The organism is Simplicispira lacusdiani (assembly GCF_003604195.1).
Taxonomy (GTDB): domain Bacteria; phylum Pseudomonadota; class Gammaproteobacteria; order Burkholderiales; family Burkholderiaceae_C; genus Simplicispira; species Simplicispira lacusdiani.
Genome location: NZ_QXGR01000004.1, coordinates 323,103 through 339,391 on the forward strand (window position 1 = coordinate 323,103; position 16,289 = coordinate 339,391).

Genomic DNA, 16,289 nt, shown 5'->3' on the forward strand with positions numbered 1-16,289 from the left:
CTCACTCCAGCGCGCCAAGCGCGCGCAGCAGGCTCTCTGGCGTGGCCGGCGCATCGAGCCGCACAGGCGTGGCCTGCGCGCTGCCTCGCGTGGCGGCCACCGCGTTGCGCAAGGCCTCGTACACGCTGATGGCCAGCATGAACGGTGGCTCGCCCACGGCCTTGCTGCCGCCCACGTTGTCCTCGCGGTTGGCTTCGGGCCAGAGCTGCACCGTGAAATGCGCGGGCACGTCGCCCGTGGCCGGGATCTTGTAGGTGCTGGGCGCGTGCGTGGCGAGCTGGCCCTGGTCGTTCCACACCAGTTGCTCGGTGGTGAGCCAGCCCATGCCCTGCACGAAGCCGCCCTCGATCTGGCCGATGTCGATCGCCGGGTTGATGCTGTGGCCCACGTCGTGCAGGATGTCCACGGCCAGCACGCGGTTCTCGCCGGTGAGCGTGTCGATCACCACCTCGGTGCAGGCCGCGCCGTAGGCGAAATAGTAGAACGGCCGGCCGGTGAGCGTGGTCTTGTCGTAGTGGATTTTGGGCGTGCGGTAGAAGCCGTCGCTCCAGAGCTGGATGCGGTTGGCGTAGGCGTCCTGCACCACGTCCTCGAAGCGGCGCACCGCCTTGGGCGAGGTCACCATGCCGCCCTCGAAGCGGATCGCGCCCGCGCCACAGCCGTCCAGCCCACAGACGAAGGAGGCCAGGTTGTCGCGCACATTGCGCGCGGCGTACTGCGCCGCGCGGCCGTTGAGGTCGGTGCCGCTGCTGGCCGCCGTGGCGCTGGCGTTGGGCACCTTGCTGGTATCGCTGGCCGTCACGCGCACGCGCGCCAGCGGTACGCCCAGCTCGTCGGCCACGATCTGCGCTACCTTGGTGTGCAGGCCCTGGCCCATCTCGGTGCCGCCGTGGTTCACCTGCACGCTGCCGTCGGTGTACACATGCACCAGCGCGCCGGCCTGGTTGAACAGCGTGGCGGTGAAGCTGATGCCGAACTTGACCGGCGTGATGGCGATGCCGCGCTTGAGCACGGGGCTGGCGGCATTCCAAGCAAAAATGGCCTCCTGGCGCCGCCGGTACTGCGCGGACAGCTCCAGTTTTGGGAGCAGATCGTGCAGGATATTGTCTTCCACCGGCATCTGGTAGTGCGTGACGTTCCGCTCCGTGGTGCCGTAGAGGTTGGCCAGGCGAACGTCCAGCGCGTCGCGGCCGAGGGCGCGGGCGATGTCGCCGAGGATGGTCTCGATGGCGATCACGCCCTGCGGCCCGCCGAAGCCGCGGAAGGCCGTGTGGCTCTGCAGGTTCGTGCGGCAGCGGTGCGACTCGATCTCGACGTTTTCCAGGAAGTAGGCGTTGTCGGCGTGGAACACGGCGCGGTCGCACACCGGGCCTGAGAGGTCCGCCGAGAAGCCGCAGTTGGCCGCCATGTGGAGCTTGAGGCCCAGAATGCGGCCGCTGTCGTCATAGCCCACGTCCCAGCGGTAGGCGAAGGGGTGGCGTTTGCCGGTGACCACGAAATCGTCGTCGCGGTCCAGGCGCAGCTTGACCGGGCAGCCGGTCTTGCGCGCGGCCAGCGCGGCCCACACGGCCAGGTGGCCGGCCTGCGTTTCCTTGCCGCCAAAGCCGCCGCCCATGCGCCGGCACTCCACGCACACCGCGTGGTTGGCGATGCCCAGCGCGTGCGCCACCCAGTGCTGCACCTCGCCCGGGTGCTGGGTGCTGGCGTGGATGTGCCACTGCCCCTGCTCCAGCGGCAGGGCGTAGGCGATCTGGCCCTCCAGGTAGAAATGCTCCTGCCCGCCCACCTCCAGCGCGCCCTGCAGCCGGTGTGGTGCCCCGGCCAGCGCCGCCTCGGGCGCGCCCCGGCGCACCGTCACGGGCGGCAGCACGCGGCTCTGCGCGGCCAGGGCCTGCTCGACGGTGAGGATGGCGGGGAGCGGCGCGATGTCCGGCTTCACGGCACGCGCGGCGCGGCGCGCCTGCAGCGCGGTGTCGGCCACCACCAGGCCGATGACCTGGCCCGCGAAGTGCACGGTGTCCCCGGCGAAGATGGGTTCGTCGTGCGCGAAGGCAGCCAGGATCGGGTCGCCGGGGATGTCCTGCGCCAGCACCACGGCGCGCACGCCGGGCATCTGGAGCGCGGCGGCGCAGTCCACGCCGCGCAGGTGCCCGTGCGCCACCGGCGAGAGGATGGGCGCGGCGTGCAGCGTGCCCTTCACCTCGGGCAGATCGTCGATGTAGTGCGCGCTGCCCGCCACCTGCGCGTGCGCGCTCTCGTGCGGGTGCGACTGGCCCAGGGCCCGTGCAGCGGTTTTCATGCCAAGGCCTCCATTTGCAAGGTGTCGAGCGAGACATCCGCTTGGCCCTGGCTCTCCAGCCAGAAGCGCCGCACCAGCGTCCCCAGCACGGCGTGCCGGTACTGGCTGCTGGCGCGCAGGTCGGACAGCGGTGTGAATTCGGTCTGCAGCGCCTGGGCGGCCTGCTGCGCGGCGGCCTCGCTCCAGGCCTGGCCCCGCAGGGCGGCTTCGGCCTGGCGCGCGCGCGCGGGCACGGCGGCCACGCCGCCCGCGCCGATGGAGGCGGCCGCTACCAGACCGCCCTCCAGGTGCAGATTCAGCACCAGACAGACGGCGGAGATGTCGTCGTCCTGGCGCTTGGACACCTTGTAGGCGCGCAGGAACTCGCCCGGTGCAGGGTGCGGCACGAGGATGCGCGCCAGCACCTCGTCGGGCGCCATCACGTTCTGGCGGTAGCCGGTGTAGAGGTCTTCGAGCGGCAGCTCGCGCTCGCCGCGCAGGCTCGCCAGCACCGCGCGGGCGCGCAGCGCGATCAGCAACGGCATGGAGTCGCCGATCGGCGAGCCGTTGGCCACGTTGCCGCCCAGCGTGCCCGCGTTGCGCACGGGCAGGCCGGCGAAGCGTGCCGCGAAGGTCTGCAGTTGCGGGCGCCGGCGCACCAGGGCCGTGAAGGCGTCTTCCAGGCGCACGGCGGCGCCGATGGTGGTGTGGTCCGGGGCTTCGTCGATGCGGGTCAGTTCGGCCACGCGCGTCACGTCCAGCACCTGGGCGAACTGGCGGTGCTGCTTGGTGACCCACAGGCCCACGTCGGTGCAACCGGCCACGAGCTGGGCCTGGGGGTGGGCGGTGCGTGCCGCCAGCAGCCCAGCCAGCGTGGTGGGAGAAATATAAGAAGAATCGGCTTCCAGCGCTTGTTGGCTGTGCGCAAGCAGCTTTATTTTTTGTAGCAAGGCAGCCTCGTCCACCTGCCAGCGTGGCAAACGGTCCATCTGCTGGGCGGCGTCGAGGATGGGGCGGTAGCCGGTGCAGCGGCACAGGTTGCCCGAGAGGTCCTGCACCGCCTGCGCACGCGACACGCCACGGCCCTGGCAGACCTCGGTCTGGTACAGCGCGAACAGGCTCATCACAAAGCCCGGCGTACAGAAGCCGCACTGCGAGCCGTGGTGATCGACCAGCGCTTGCTGCACCGGGTGCAAATCGCTGGAGGTTGCCGTGGACTCCTGGGGACGGACCAGCGGGTCCTGCGCCAGGTCCTCGGCCGTCCACAGCGCCTTGCCGTCGATGGAGTGGGCCAGGGCGATGCAGGCATTTATGGCGCGGTAACGGATGCGTCCGCCTTCGGCCTCGCCCACCACCACGGTGCAGGCGCCGCAGTCGCCCTCGCCGCAGCCCTCCTTGGTGCCGGTGTGGCCCAGGTCCTCGCGCAGCAGCTGCAGGAGCGTGCGGTCGGGTGGTACATTGGCCAGCGCCATCGGCTGGCCGCGACGGATGAATTGCAGGGTGTGCATGGTCGAGAGGTTATTCCATTACCGCCGGGCTGGCACGCATCGTGCAGTGCCCGGATCTGTGCCGAGGGTAGGGCGCCTGGGGGTGCGCGGCATATGCGTGGCCTTATGACGAGAATGCATCCCAAGCTATGAGAGACCAAGCCCTTTTCGACAAGATAGACCTCCATCTCATCAGGGTCTTGCACACCGTGTTGCTGGAACGCAGCGTATCGAGGGCCGCCGTGCGGCTGGGCATGCACCAGCCGGCGGTGTCGGCCGCGCTCAAGCGCCTGCGCGCGTTGGCGGGCGACCCGCTGCTGGTGCGCTCGGGCGGGGCCATGGCGCCCACCGACGCGGCGCTGCGCATGGTGGAGCCTGCGGGGGCCATCCTGCGCGCGGCCGAGGCGCTGTTCTCCGACGCGCGCGGCTTCGACCCGCGCAGCGCCACGCGCACCTTCCGCGTGGCGGCGAGCGATTTCCTCGACCCCCTGTTCCTGCCGCGCCTGGTCGCGCGCCTCAAGCAGGAGGCGCCGCTGTGCCCGATCGACATCCTGCCGCTCTCGCCCGATGCCCACTACCACGCGCTGCTGGCCCAGGGCGAGGCCGACGTGGTGGTGGGCAACTGGCCGCAGCCGCCGGGCGACCTGCACCTGGGCCGCTTGTTCTCCGACGAGGTGGTGTGCCTGGTCTCGCGCGAGCATCCGGCCGTGCGCCGGGGCTGGAGCACCGAGGAGTGGCTGGCGGCCGAGCACATCGCCCCCACGCCCACGCACCCGGGCGCGCGCGGCGTGATCGACGGCCACCTCGACGGCCTGGGGCTGCGACGCCACATCACGGCGCGCTGCGCGCATTTCAGCCTGATTCCGGAGATCGTGGCCTCCAGCCTGCTGGTGCTGACCACGGGCCGACAGTACTGCGAGCGCTTCACCGCCCACCTGCCCGTGGCCATCCTGCCCAGCCCGGTGGCGTTCCCGGCGCTGATGTACTACCAGCTCTGGCACGAGCGCACGCACCATTCGGCGGCGGTCGCGTGGCTGCGCGACTGCGTGCGGGATGTGGCGGGAACGCTACGAAAACAATAGCTGTAGGCGCTTTCCAGTCCAGTGCCAGGGGCTTTTTTGTGCAAGAAAATGAAACAAACTGAGAGACAATCGCGCGCATGAATTCCACCGCAACCCCCGACGCCCCCGGCCAGGCCGCGCCGCCGCGGCTGCAGCTTTCGGGCATCACCAAGCGCTATCCGGCCGTGGTGGCCAACAGCGGCGTCTCGCTCGCCGTGCGGCCGGGCGAGATCCACGCCGTGCTGGGCGAGAACGGCGCGGGCAAGTCCACGCTGATGAAGATCATCTACGGCGCCGTCAAGCCCGACGAGGGCAGCGTGCACTTCGATGGCCGGGCCGTGCACATCCGCAACCCGCAGGAGGCGCGGCACCTGGGCATCGCCATGGTGTTCCAGCATTTCAGCCTGTTCGACACGCTGACCGTGGCAGAGAACGTCTGGCTGGGGCTGGACAAGAGCCAGGGCCTGGCCGAGGTCACCCAGCGCATCAGCGCCAAGGCGGCCGAGTACGGGCTGGACATCGACCCGCTGCGCCCGGTGCACACGCTCAGCGTGGGCGAGATGCAGCGCGTGGAGATCATCCGCGCGCTGCTCACCGAGCCGCGCCTGCTCATCCTCGACGAGCCCACCTCCGTGCTCACGCCGCAGGCGGTGGAGAAGCTTTTCGTTGTGTTGAAAAAGTTGGCCTCCGAGGGCTGCAGCATCCTCTACATCAGCCACAAGCTGCACGAGATCCGCGCGCTGTGCACCGCCTGCACCGTGCTGCGCGGTGGCAAGGTGACGGGCGTGTGCGACCCGCGCGAGGAATCTAACGCCTCGCTCTCGCGCCTGATGATCGGCGCCGAGCCGCCCGCGCTGGAGTATCGCCCCGTACACGCGGGCGACGCCGTGCTGCGCGTGGACGGCCTGAGCCTGCCGCGCGCCGACCAGTTCGGTGTCGACCTGATCGACCTGCAGCTCGAAGTGCGCGCCGGTGAGGTGGTGGGCGTGGCCGGCGTGTCCGGCAACGGCCAGAAGGAACTGCTCTACGCGCTGTCGGGCGAGGACCAGCGCGCGCGACCCGACATGGTGGAGGTGGCCGGCCAGAGGGCCGGGCATCTGGGCCCGCGCCAGCGCCGCATGCTCGGCCTGCACTTCGTGCCCGAGGAGCGCCTGGGCCGGGGCGCCGTGCCCAGCATGGGCCTGGCGCACAACCTGCTGCTGACGCGCAGCGACGCGGTGGGCGGCGCGGGCTGGATCAGGATGTCGGTGCTGCAGGCGCAGGCGCGCGGCATCATCGAGCGCTTCGGCGTCAAGGCGGGCGGGCCGAACGCGGCGGCGCAGTCGCTGTCGGGCGGCAACCTGCAGAAGTTCATCGTCGGACGCGAGATCTCGGCCAAGCCGCGCCTGCTCATCGTCTCGCAGCCCACCTGGGGCGTGGACGTGGGCGCGGCGCAGCAGATTCGCGGCGAGATCCTGGCCTTGCGCGACGCGGGCTGCGCCGTGCTGGTGCTCAGCGAGGAGCTGGAGGAGCTGTTCGACATCAGCGACCGCATGTACGTGATGGCCAAGGGGCGCCTCTCGCCCTCGGTGGACCGCGCCGACGCGACCGTCGAGCGCATCGGCGAATGGATGAGCGGCCTGTGGCATGGCGACGTGCAGGCCCACCTGGCGCGCAACCGCCAGCAACTGGCGGCAATGGAAAGCGTGGAGCACCATGATCAAGCTTGAACCCCGGCCGCAGGCCTCGCGCCTGTGGACCTATGGCTCGCCGCTGCTGGCGCTGTGCGTGACCGTGCTGATCGGCGTCGTGCTGTTCGCCGTGCTCGGCAAGGACCCGGTGCGCGGCCTGCAGGTCTTCTTCTGGGAGCCCCTGCGCTCGAAGTACGCGCTGGGCGAACTCATGGTCAAGGCCACGCCGCTGCTGCTCATCGCGCTGGGCCTGGCCGTGTGCTTCCGCTCCAACGTCTGGAACATCGGCGCCGAGGGGCAGTTCGTCATGGGCGCCATCGCCGCCGGTGGCGTGGCGCTGATGGCCAGCAAGGACACGGGCGGCTGGATCGTGCCGGCGCTGTTGCTGGCCGGCGTGCTGGGCGGCATGGCCTGGGCGGGCCTGACGGCCGTGCTGCGCGACCGCTTCAACGCCAACGAGATCCTGGTGAGCCTGATGCTGGTCTACGTGGCCACGCTGCTGCTGAGCTACCTGGTGTTCGGTCCCTGGAAGGACCCCATGGGCTACAACTTCCCGCAGACGCGCACCTTCGAGAAGGTCACGCAGATTCCGCGCCTCATGGCCGGTTCGCGCGTGCATGTCGGCCTGCTGATCGCGCTGGCCGGCGCGGCGGCGCTGTGGGTCTTCCTGTTCCGCTCGCGCGCGGGCTTCGCCCAGCAGGTGGGCGGCCTGGCGCCGGCGGCGGCGCGCTACGCGGGCTTCTCGTCGCGCCGCGCGCTGTGGACGGCGCTGCTCGTCTCGGGCGGGGCGGCCGGCCTGGCAGGGGCGCTGGAGGTGGCCGGGCCCATCGGCCAGCTCACGCCCTACGTGCCCGCGGGCTACGGCTTCGCCGCCATCATCGTGGCCTTCGTCGGGCGCCTGCATCCGGTGGGCATGGTGTTCTCGGCCATCCTCATGAGCATGTTCTACATCGGCGGAGAGCTGGCGCAGTCGCGCCTGGGTCTGCCGAAGTCGCTCACCGGCGTGTTCCAGGGCCTGCTGCTGTTCTCGCTGCTGGCCTGCGACACGCTCATCGCCTACCGCGTGCGCTGGGTGCGCGCGCAACCGGCACGGCAGGAGGTCTGACATGGAATCGTATGCGCTGCTGATCGGCGCCACCCTGAGCGCCGGCACCGTGCTGGCCATCGCGGCCCTGGGCCTGCTGATCAACGAAAAGGCCGGCATCGTCAACCTCGGGGCCGAGGGCATGATGCTGTGCGCCGCCATCGCGGGCTTCGCCACCGTGGTGCACACGGGCAACACCTGGCTGGGCTTTGCCGCGGGCATGGCGGCGGGCGCGGTGCTGGCGGCCGTCTTCGGCTGGCTGGTGATCTGGCTGGGTACCAACCAGTACGCCACCGGGCTCGCGCTCTCGCTGTTCGGCGTGGGCTTCTCGGCGTTCGCGGGCATCAGCTACGTGCAGGCCAAGCTGCCCGAGCTGCCGAAGTACGAACTGCCCTTGCTGGCCGATGTGCCCTTGTTGGGCGTGGCCCTGTTCCGCCAGCACCCGATGGTGTACCTGACGGTCCTCTTCGCGGCGGCGCTGGTGTGGTTCCTCTACCGCACGCGCGCCGGGCTGGTGCTGCGTTCGGTGGGCGAATCGCCCCAGTCGGCCCACGCGCTGGGTTACCCGGTGCGACGCATCCGCCTGGCGGCCGTGGTGGCGGGAGGTGCGCTGTGCGGTCTGGCCGGGGCCTATATCTCCACCGTGTACACGCCGCTGTGGGTCGAGGGCATGGTGGCCGGGCGTGGCTGGATTGCGCTGGCGCTGACCACCTTCGCCACCTGGCGCCCCGCGCGCGTGCTGCTGGGCGCCTACCTGTTCGGCGGCGTGACCATGCTGCAGTTCCACCTGCAGGCGACCGGGGTGCAGGTGGCCAGCCAGTGGCTGAGCATGCTGCCCTACCTCTCCACCATCGTGGTGCTGGCGCTCATCTCGCGCAATCCGGAGTGGATTCGCGTGAACATGCCTGCGTCTCTGGGCAAACCCTTCCATCCCGGCTCATAATGGCCGTTTTTCCTGTCCTACCATTTCCCCCAGAAGGAACCGACATGACCGATCTGAACAAACGCGCCCTGCTGAAAGTGGCTGCACTGTCCGCCGTGGCCGCCGCCGCACTCGTGGGTTGCGGCAAGAAGGAAGAGCCGGCGCCCGCACCGGCTCCCGCGCCGGTGACCGAGGCCCCCGCGCCCAAGGCCGAGCCGCTGAAGATCGCGTTTGCCTATGTCGGCCCCGTGGGCGACGGCGGCTGGTCGTTCGCCCATGACAACGGCCGCAAGGCCATCGAGAAGGAATTCGGCGACAAGGTCGTGACCAGCTTCGTCGAGAGCGTGCCCGAGTCCGCCGACGCCGAGCGCGTGCTGCGCGATCTGGCCGGCCAGGGCAACAAGCTGATCTTCGGCACCACCTTCGGCTACATGGAGTCCATGCTCAAGGTCGCCGCCGACAATCCTGGCGTGAAGTTCGAGCATGCCACCGGCTACAAGACCGCCGAGAACATGCGCACCTACGACAGCCGCACCTACGAGGGTGCCTACATGGCCGGCGTGATCGCGGGCTCCATGACCAAGTCCAACACGCTGGGCGTGGTGGGCTCGGTGCCGATCCCCGAGGTGCTGCGCAACATCAACAGCTTCACGCTGGGCGCCCAGTCGGTCAACCCGAAGATCAAGACCAAGGTCGTGTGGGTGAACGAGTGGTTCAGCCCCCCGAAGGAAACCGAGGCCGCCACCTCGCTGATCAACGGCGGCGCCGACATCCTGTTCCAGAACACCGACTCGCCGGCTGTGCTCAAGACCGCCCAGGAAAAGGGCAAGCGCGCCTTCGGCTGGGATTCGGACATGACCGCCTACGGCCCCAAGGCCCACCTGGCGTCGGCCATCATCAACTGGGGTCCGTACTACATCCAGGCCACGCGTGACGCGCTGGATGGCAAGTGGGCCACGGGCCAGGCCTGGTGGGGCGTGAAGGAAGGCGCGATCGACATCGTGTCCATCGCCGAGGACGTGCCCGCCGAAACCAAGGCCAAGGTCGAGGAAATCAAGAAGGGCCTGGCCGATGGTTCCTTCGCCATCTGGAAGGGCCCCATCGTGGGCCAGGATGGCAAGGAAGTGCTGGCCAAGGACGTGGTCGCCGACGACAAGTTCCTCGGCGGCGTGAACTTCTACGTCAAGGGCGTGGAAGGCAAAATCCCGGGTGGCGACAAGAAATAAGCCGCCAGCCCGCGCACCCGCCAAAGGGCCGCCCGTGGGCGGCCCTTTATTTTTCAGTGATGGAAGGAGTTGCGATGTTCAAGGTTCCACCCATATCCGCCAACCGCCTGCCCGCGCTGCTGCGCGCCATGCCCAAGGCCGAGCTGCACATCCATATCGAGGGCTCGCTGGAGCCCGAACTCATTTTTGAACTCGCGCGGCGCAACGATCTGCGCTTGCCCTATCCCAGCGTGGAGGCGCTGCGCGCCGCCTACGCGTTCACCAACCTGCAAAGCTTCCTGGACATCTACTACGCGGGTGCCAGCGTGCTGCTGCACGAGCAGGATTTCTACGACATGGGGCGTGCCTACCTGGCGCGGGCCGCGCTCGACAACGTGGTGCATGCGGAAATCTTCTTCGATCCACAGACGCACACCGCGCGCGGCGTGCCGATCGAAACCGTCATCAACGGCCTGCACCGCGCCTGCGAGGACGCGCGCACCACGCATGGCATCAGCGCGTCGCTGATCCTGTGCTTCCTGCGCCACCTCAGCGAGGAGGACGCCTTCGCCACGCTGGAGCAGGCGCTGCCCTTGCAAGACAAGTTCATTGGCGTGGGCCTGGACAGCAGCGAGGTCGGGCATCCGCCCGAGAAGTTCGCGCGCGTGTTCGCGCGCTGCCGCGAGCTGGGACTGCGCCTGGTTGCCCATGCGGGCGAGGAGGGGCCGCCGGCCTACATCTGGAGCGCGCTCGACGTGCTCAAGGTCGAGCGCATCGACCATGGCGTGCAGGCGCTCAAGGACGAAGCGCTCGTGCGGCGCCTGGCGCAGGAGCGTGTTCCGCTCACCGTGTGCCCGCTGTCGAACCAAAAGTTGCGCGTTTTCCCCGACCTCAAGGACCACAACCTGCGCCAGCTGCTCGACGCGGGGCTGTGCGCCACGGTCAATTCCGACGACCCGGCCTACTTTGGCGGCTACATCAACGACAACTTCACGCAGGTGTTCGCCGCCACCGGCCTGACGGCGCGCCACGCCTACCAGCTGGCCAGCAACAGCTTCGAGGCCAGCTTCGCCAGCGAGGCCGACAAGCGCCACTGGCAGCACCAGCTCAAGGAAGCGTTCGAGCGCTTCGTCGAGCACGATTGACGGTTCGTCAGGGCGTTGGCGCGATGGCCGCAGTCAGGCGCGCCGCGTAGTCCCGCAGCGTGGCGGCGTCCGGGTTCTTGCGCGGCCAGGTGAAGCCGATGCCATCCTGCGCATGGCGCGGCACCACATGGATGTGGAAGTGGAACACCGTCTGCTCGCCCTCGCGGCCATTGGCCTGCAGCAGGGTGATGCCGGGCGGGTCGAAGGTCTCCTGGATGGCGCCGGCCACGCGCTGCGCCGTCTGCATGACGGCGGCGGCTTCTTGGGGCGTGATGTCCAGCAGCGTGGCGGCATGGCGCTTGGTGGCCACGAGCACATGGCCGGGGTTGACCTGGCCGATGTCCATGAAGGCGAGGGTCAGCGCGTCCTCGTAGACCCGGGCGGACGGGATCTCGCCCGCCACCAGGCGGCAGAAGAGGCATTGGCCGGGGGGCGAGGTGTCGACGAACAGGGGCATGCGGCGGCTCCTTGGCAAGGGTGGGTGATGGCGGCATGGTAGCCCGTGCGGGCGCCACGGGCCGCCTGCGGTAAAATCGAATGCAAAGACCGCTGTCCCGGCGGTCTTTTGCTTTTCCATTCTCGGGACCATGTAGAGGACCACCATGTACAAAAACCTCGCTGCCGCGCTCGCGGCCGCCTGTTTTTTCTCCCCCGTTTTTTCCCAGACCAAGGCGCCCGCCGAACCCGTGAAGGCCGGCTTCGTCTACGTCTCGCCCATCACCGAGGCCGGCTGGACGCGCCAGCACGACGAGGGCCGCAAGGCCGTCGAGGCCGCGCTGGGCGCGGGCGTCAAGACCACCTTTGTCGAGAACGTGCCCGAGGGGCCGGACGCCGAGCGCGTGATCCGCGACCTGGCCGCCACGGGCCACAAGATCATCTTCACGCCGAGCTTTGGCTACATGGAGCCCACGCTCAAGGTGGCGCAGGACTTCCCCGGCGTGAAGTTCGAATCCATCACCGGCTACAAGCAGTCCGCCAACGTGGCCACGGCCAACGCGCGCTACTACGAGGGCCGCTACCTCGCGGGCATCGCGGCGGGCCGCATGAGCAAGACTGGCGTGGCCGGCTACGTGGCGGGCTTCCCCATCCCCGAGGTGCTGCAGGGCATCAACGCCTTCACGTTGGGCATGCGCTCGGTGAACCCGCAGGCCCAGGTGAAGGTGGTGTGGCTCAACGTCTGGTTCGACCCGCCCAAGGAGCGCGATGGCGCCATGGCGCTGTTCAACCAGGACGCCGATGTGGTGGCCTTCCACACCGGTTCCACGGCGGTGATGGTGGCCGCGCAGGAGCGCGGCAAGCTGGCCGTGGCCTACCACTCCGACATGCGCCGCGTGGGGCCCGATGCCCAGATCGTGGCGGTCACGCACCAGTGGGGCGACTACTACACGGCCCGCGTGCGCGCCGCGCAGAACGGCACCTGGAAGAGCGGCAACGTCTGGGGCGGTGTGAAGGAGGGCATGATCCGCGTGGGCGACTTCGGCAGCAAGGTGCCCCAGGCCGTGCAGCAGGAAGTGCTGGCGCGCCAGAAGGACATCGCCGCTGGCAAGCTGCACCCCTTCCAGGCCACCAGGACCGCCGTGCGCGACAACGAGGGGCATGAAGTGATCGCCAAGGGGCAGACCCTGGGCGACGCCCAGATTCTTGGCATGAACTGGCTGGCCGAGGGCGTGGTGGGCAAGCTCACGCGCTGACCCTGCCGGTGCCAGGCCCTTTGCAGGGGCTGGCGACCCGGCATCCACAGGCATAGAATCCACGGTTGCGCCACAGCGCAAAGAGGGGGATGCAGCGCCAACACCCCGGCGTTGCATCCCAATCCCATAACGTAAGCGCGCGACACAATCGCGCGCGGAGACCGTGGATGACATCGCACACAGCCCTTCGGCTGCATGTGCCGGAGCCTACTGGGCGCCCGGGCTGCAAGACCGACTTCTCTTATCTCAGCGTCTCGCCGGCCGGCGCAGTACGCAGACCTCCCCCCGACGCCCCCGCCTTTGATACCGCCGACCTGGCTAACAGCCTGGTGCGCGTGCTCGATGAGGATGGCCGCGCCGTCGGTCCCTGGGCCCCGGCCATCCACCCCGAACGCCTGCGGCGCGGGCTGCGCGCCATGATGAAGACGCGCATCTTCGACGCCCGCATGCTGGTCGCGCAGCGCCAGAAGAAGCTCTCGTTCTACATGCAGTGCCTGGGCGAGGAGGCCATCGCCGTGGCACATGCGCAGGCGCTCGAAGAGGGCGACATGTGCTTCCCCACCTACCGCCAGCAGGGCCTGCTGCTCTCGCGCGACGACGTGCCCATGTCCGAGCTGATCTGCCAGCTCATGAGCAATGAGCGCGACCCGCTCAAGGGCCGCCAGCTGCCCGTGATGTACTCGTACAAGCGCGCGGGCTTCTTCTCGATCTCGGGCAACCTCGCCACCCAGGTCATCCAGGCCGTGGGCTGGGCCATGGCCTCGGCGATCAAGGGCGACACGAAAATCGCCTCCGCCTGGATCGGCGACGGCGCATCGGCCGAATCCGACTTCCACACGGCGCTGACCTTCGCCCATGTGTACCGCGCCCCGGTGATTCTCAACGTGGTCAACAACCAGTGGGCCATCTCCACGTTCCAGGCCATCGCTGGCGGCGAAGGCACGTCCTTCGCCCAGCGCGGCGTGGGCTGCGGCATCGCCTCGCTGCGCGTGGACGGCAATGACTTCCTGGCCATCTACGCCGCCTCGCAGTGGGCGGCGCAGCGCGCGCGCGCCAACAACGGGCCCACGTTGATCGAGTGGGTGACCTACCGCGCCGGCCCGCATTCCACCTCGGACGACCCGTCCAAGTACCGCCCCGCCGACGACTGGCAGCGCTTCCCCCTGGGCGACCCGATCGAACGCCTCAAGCAGCACCTGATCGCGATCGGCGAGTGGAGCGAAGAGCGCCACGCCCAGGCCCAGAAGGAGCTGGAGGCGGAAGTGATCGCCGCGCAGAAGGAGGCCGAGAGCCACGGCACGCTGCTCGACGGCCGCGTGCCCAGCGCCGCGACGATGTTCGACGATGTGTACAAGGACATGCCGGAGCACCTGCGCCGGCAGCGCCAGCAACTGGGGGTCTGAGCCATGGAAACGCAAGAAAAAGACACGGCGGCCACGGCAGGGACCGTGCCGATGACCATGATCCAGGCCCTGCGCTCGGGCCTGGACGTGATGATGGAACGCGACGATGACGTCATCGTCTACGGCCAGGACGTGGGCTACTTCGGCGGCGTGTTCCGCGTCACCGAAGGCCTGCAGGCCAAGTACGGCACGTCGCGCTGCTTCGACGCGCCGATTTCCGAGGGCGGCATCGTCGGCACGGCCGTCGGCATGGGCGCCTATGGCCTGCGGCCGGTGGTGGAGATCCAGTTCGCCGACTACTTCTACCCGGCCATGGACCAGATCGTTTCCGAGGCGGCGCGCCTGCGCCACCGCTCGGCGGGCGACTTCACAGCGCCCCTCACCATCCGCATGCCCTGCGGCGGCGGCATCTACGGCGGCCAGACGCACAGCCAGAGCCCCGAGGCCATCTTCACCCACGTCTGCGGCCTGCGCACGGTGATGCCGAGCAACCCGTACGACGCCAAGGGCCTGCTGATCGCCTCCATCGAGAACGATGACCCGGTCATCTTCCTGGAGCCCAAGCGCCTCTACAACGGCCCGTTCGACGGCCACCACGACCGGCCGGTCGTGCCCTGGTCCAAGCACGCGATGGGCATGGTGCCCGAGGGCTACTACACGGTGCCGCTCGACAGCGCCGCCGTGTTCCGCCCCGGCAAGGCCGTCACGGTGCTGACCTACGGCACCATGGTCTGGGTGAGCGAATGCGCCGCGCGCGAAGCCGGTATCGACGCCGAGATCATCGACCTGCGCTCCATCTGGCCGCTGGACCTGGAGACCATCGTCAACTCCGTGAAGAAGACCGGCCGCTGCGTCGTGGTGCACGAGGCCACGGGCACCAGCGGCTTTGGCGCCGAACTCACGGCGCTGGTGCAGAAGGAATGCTTCTACCACCTGGAGGCCCCCATCGAGCGCGTGACCGGTTGGGACACCCCCTATCCGCACGCCCAGGAATGGGCCTATTTCCCGGGACCGGCGCGCGTGGGCGCGGCCCTCAAGCGCGCAGTGGAGGCATGACCATGGGTATTTACGCAATCCGGGTGCCCGACATTGGCGAGGGCATCGCCGAAGTGGAACTGGTGGCCTGGCATGTCCAGCCCGGCGATATGGTGGCCGAGGACCAGCCCATCGCCGACGTGATGACCGACAAGGCCACGGTGGAGATTCCTTCGCCCGTGGCGGGCAAGGTGCTGGCGCTGGGCAGTGCCGTGGGTCAGTCCATCGCCGTGGGCTCCGAGCTGGTGCGGCTGGAGGTCGAGGGTGAAGGCAATTTGAAACAAAATCCGGCTCCAGCGACCGTCCAACAAGCGCCAGCAGCTCCTATTTCAGTAGCGTCCGAGGCGCCTCCGGCGCCCACCCCCGTTGTGGCACCTGCGGCCGCGCGGCCCACGGCGGCGCCCCGCGCCGCCGTGGTGCCGCGCACTGCGGACGAGCGACCGCTGGCCTCGCCGGCGGTGCGCCGCCGTGCGCTGGACCTGGGCGTGGAGCTGCGCTACGTGCACGGCAGCGGCCCGGCCGGCCGCATCGGGCACGACGACCTCGACGCCTATCTGGCCGGTGGCGGCCAGGCGGCTGCGCAGGGCGCCTCGCCCTACGTGGAGCGCCATGGCGAGGAGCAGATCCCCGTCATCGGCCTGCGCCGCAAGATCGCGCAGAAGATGCAGGAGGCCAAGCGCCGCATTCCGCATTTCAGCTACGTGGAAGAGGTGGACGTGACCGAGCTGGAGGCCTTGCGCCAGCAACTCAACAAGCTCCACGGTGCCACGCGCGGCAAGCTCACGCTGCTGCCCTTCCTGGCGCGGGCCATGGTGCTCGCGCTGCGTGATTTTCCGCAGATCAACGCCCGCTTCGACGACGAGGCCGGCGTGGTCACGCGCCACGCGGCCGTGCACCTGGGCGTGGCCACGCAGACCGACGGCGGCCTCATGGTGCCGGTGCTGCGCCATGCCGAGGCGCTGGACCTGTGGGCCTGCGCGGCGGGCATCGCGCGCGTGGCCGAAGGCGCGCGCAGTGGCAAGGCGCCGCGCGAGGAGCTGACAGGCTCGACCATCACCCTCACCAGCCTGGGGGCGCTGGGCGGCATCGCCAGCACGCCGGTCATCAACCACCCCGAGGTGGCCATCGTCGGCGTCAACCGCATGGTCGAGCGGCCCATGTTCCGCAACGGCCAGGTGGTGGCGCGCCAGCTCATGAACCTCTCGTCCTCGTTCGACCACCGCGTGGTCGACGGCATGGACGCGGCGCAATTCATCCAGGCCATGCGCGCGCTGCTCGAAACCCCGGCCCTGCTGTTCGTGGAGTAAG

General features: G+C 69.2%; 13 protein-coding genes. 10 read left to right on the forward strand and 3 right to left on the reverse strand.

Annotated elements, in window-relative coordinates; genetic code table 11:
* Position 1: 1 nt before the first annotated feature.
* Together xdhB and xdhA are read right to left on the reverse strand one after the other, a co-directional pair.
* Positions 2-2,299: a xanthine dehydrogenase molybdopterin binding subunit gene (gene xdhB / locus D8S75_RS07715; protein ID WP_119965588.1), complete on the reverse strand. Its 2,298-nt coding sequence runs from the start codon at positions 2,297-2,299 to the stop codon at positions 2-4.
* On the reverse strand, positions 2,296-3,786 hold the full coding sequence (gene xdhA, locus D8S75_RS07720; protein WP_119965590.1) for a xanthine dehydrogenase small subunit: 1,491 nt from the start codon (positions 3,784-3,786) through the stop codon (positions 2,296-2,298). Before xdhA ends, xdhB begins: the two co-directional genes overlap by 4 nt.
* Before the next feature lie 128 nt (positions 3,787-3,914).
* Between xdhA and D8S75_RS07725 the strand changes: the two genes are divergently transcribed.
* The 6 genes from D8S75_RS07725 (at position 3,915) to D8S75_RS07750 (ending at position 10,852) form a co-directional block, all read left to right on the forward strand.
* Positions 3,915-4,847, forward strand: a complete 933-nt coding sequence (locus D8S75_RS07725) for a LysR family transcriptional regulator (protein WP_119965592.1) — start codon at positions 3,915-3,917, stop codon at positions 4,845-4,847.
* Positions 4,848-4,924: 77 nt separating this feature from the next.
* Positions 4,925-6,535 carry an ABC transporter ATP-binding protein gene (locus tag D8S75_RS07730; RefSeq protein ID WP_119965593.1) on the forward strand — a complete coding sequence of 537 codons (1,611 nt, stop codon included), beginning with the start codon at positions 4,925-4,927 and terminating at the stop codon, positions 6,533-6,535.
* On the forward strand, positions 6,522-7,601 hold the full coding sequence (locus D8S75_RS07735; RefSeq protein ID WP_119965595.1) for an ABC transporter permease: 1,080 nt from the start codon (positions 6,522-6,524) through the stop codon (positions 7,599-7,601). Before D8S75_RS07730 ends, D8S75_RS07735 begins: the two co-directional genes overlap by 14 nt.
* Position 7,602: 1 nt before the next feature.
* A complete protein-coding gene (locus D8S75_RS07740; protein WP_119965597.1) occupies positions 7,603-8,523 on the forward strand; it encodes an ABC transporter permease in 921 nt (306 codons plus the stop codon).
* Between the two features lie 44 nt (positions 8,524-8,567).
* Complete coding sequence (locus tag D8S75_RS07745) at positions 8,568-9,728, forward strand: BMP family ABC transporter substrate-binding protein (RefSeq protein ID WP_119965598.1); 1,161 nt, start codon at positions 8,568-8,570, stop codon at positions 9,726-9,728.
* 74 nt (positions 9,729-9,802) lie between these two features.
* Positions 9,803-10,852, forward strand: a complete 1,050-nt coding sequence (locus D8S75_RS07750; RefSeq protein WP_119965600.1) for an adenosine deaminase — start codon at positions 9,803-9,805, stop codon at positions 10,850-10,852.
* Positions 10,853-10,859: 7 nt separating this feature from the next.
* On the opposite strand, the gene D8S75_RS07755 is transcribed toward D8S75_RS07750, so the two are convergent.
* A complete protein-coding gene (locus D8S75_RS07755; protein WP_119965602.1) occupies positions 10,860-11,309 on the reverse strand; it encodes an HIT family protein in 450 nt (149 codons plus the stop codon).
* Between the two features lie 145 nt (positions 11,310-11,454).
* Between D8S75_RS07755 and D8S75_RS07760 the strand changes: the two genes are divergently transcribed.
* From D8S75_RS07760 to D8S75_RS07775, 4 genes are all read left to right on the forward strand, one after another.
* A complete protein-coding gene (locus tag D8S75_RS07760; RefSeq protein WP_119965603.1) occupies positions 11,455-12,543 on the forward strand; it encodes a BMP family ABC transporter substrate-binding protein in 1,089 nt (362 codons plus the stop codon).
* A 167-nt stretch (positions 12,544-12,710) separates the two neighbouring features.
* Positions 12,711-13,946: a 3-methyl-2-oxobutanoate dehydrogenase (2-methylpropanoyl-transferring) subunit alpha gene (locus tag D8S75_RS07765; RefSeq protein WP_119965604.1), complete on the forward strand. Its 1,236-nt coding sequence runs from the start codon at positions 12,711-12,713 to the stop codon at positions 13,944-13,946.
* Between the two features lie 3 nt (positions 13,947-13,949).
* A complete protein-coding gene (locus D8S75_RS07770; RefSeq protein ID WP_232828970.1) occupies positions 13,950-15,002 on the forward strand; it encodes an alpha-ketoacid dehydrogenase subunit beta in 1,053 nt (350 codons plus the stop codon).
* A gap of 2 nt (positions 15,003-15,004) precedes the next feature.
* The gene (locus tag D8S75_RS07775) at positions 15,005-16,288 is read left to right on the forward strand and encodes a dihydrolipoamide acetyltransferase family protein (protein WP_119965605.1); all 1,284 of its coding nucleotides are present in this window, start codon (positions 15,005-15,007) and stop codon (positions 16,286-16,288) included.
* Position 16,289 lies beyond the last annotated feature (1 nt).

Coding starts and splice junctions, on each gene's coding strand:
- xdhB (WP_119965588.1), bottom strand. CDS start 2,299: ATGAAAACCGCTGCACGGGCCCTGGGCCAGTCGCACCCGCACGAGAGC.
- xdhA (WP_119965590.1), bottom strand. CDS start 3,786: ATGCACACCCTGCAATTCATCCGTCGCGGCCAGCCGATGGCGCTGGCC.
- D8S75_RS07725 (WP_119965592.1), top strand. CDS start 3,915: ATGAGAGACCAAGCCCTTTTCGACAAGATAGACCTCCATCTCATCAGG.
- D8S75_RS07730 (WP_119965593.1), top strand. CDS start 4,925: ATGAATTCCACCGCAACCCCCGACGCCCCCGGCCAGGCCGCGCCGCCG.
- D8S75_RS07735 (WP_119965595.1), top strand. CDS start 6,522: ATGATCAAGCTTGAACCCCGGCCGCAGGCCTCGCGCCTGTGGACCTAT.
- D8S75_RS07740 (WP_119965597.1), top strand. CDS start 7,603: ATGGAATCGTATGCGCTGCTGATCGGCGCCACCCTGAGCGCCGGCACC.
- D8S75_RS07745 (WP_119965598.1), top strand. CDS start 8,568: ATGACCGATCTGAACAAACGCGCCCTGCTGAAAGTGGCTGCACTGTCC.
- D8S75_RS07750 (WP_119965600.1), top strand. CDS start 9,803: ATGTTCAAGGTTCCACCCATATCCGCCAACCGCCTGCCCGCGCTGCTG.
- D8S75_RS07755 (WP_119965602.1), bottom strand. CDS start 11,309: ATGCCCCTGTTCGTCGACACCTCGCCCCCCGGCCAATGCCTCTTCTGC.
- D8S75_RS07760 (WP_119965603.1), top strand. CDS start 11,455: ATGTACAAAAACCTCGCTGCCGCGCTCGCGGCCGCCTGTTTTTTCTCC.
- D8S75_RS07765 (WP_119965604.1), top strand. CDS start 12,711: ATGACATCGCACACAGCCCTTCGGCTGCATGTGCCGGAGCCTACTGGG.
- D8S75_RS07770 (WP_232828970.1), top strand. CDS start 13,950: ATGGAAACGCAAGAAAAAGACACGGCGGCCACGGCAGGGACCGTGCCG.
- D8S75_RS07775 (WP_119965605.1), top strand. CDS start 15,005: ATGGGTATTTACGCAATCCGGGTGCCCGACATTGGCGAGGGCATCGCC.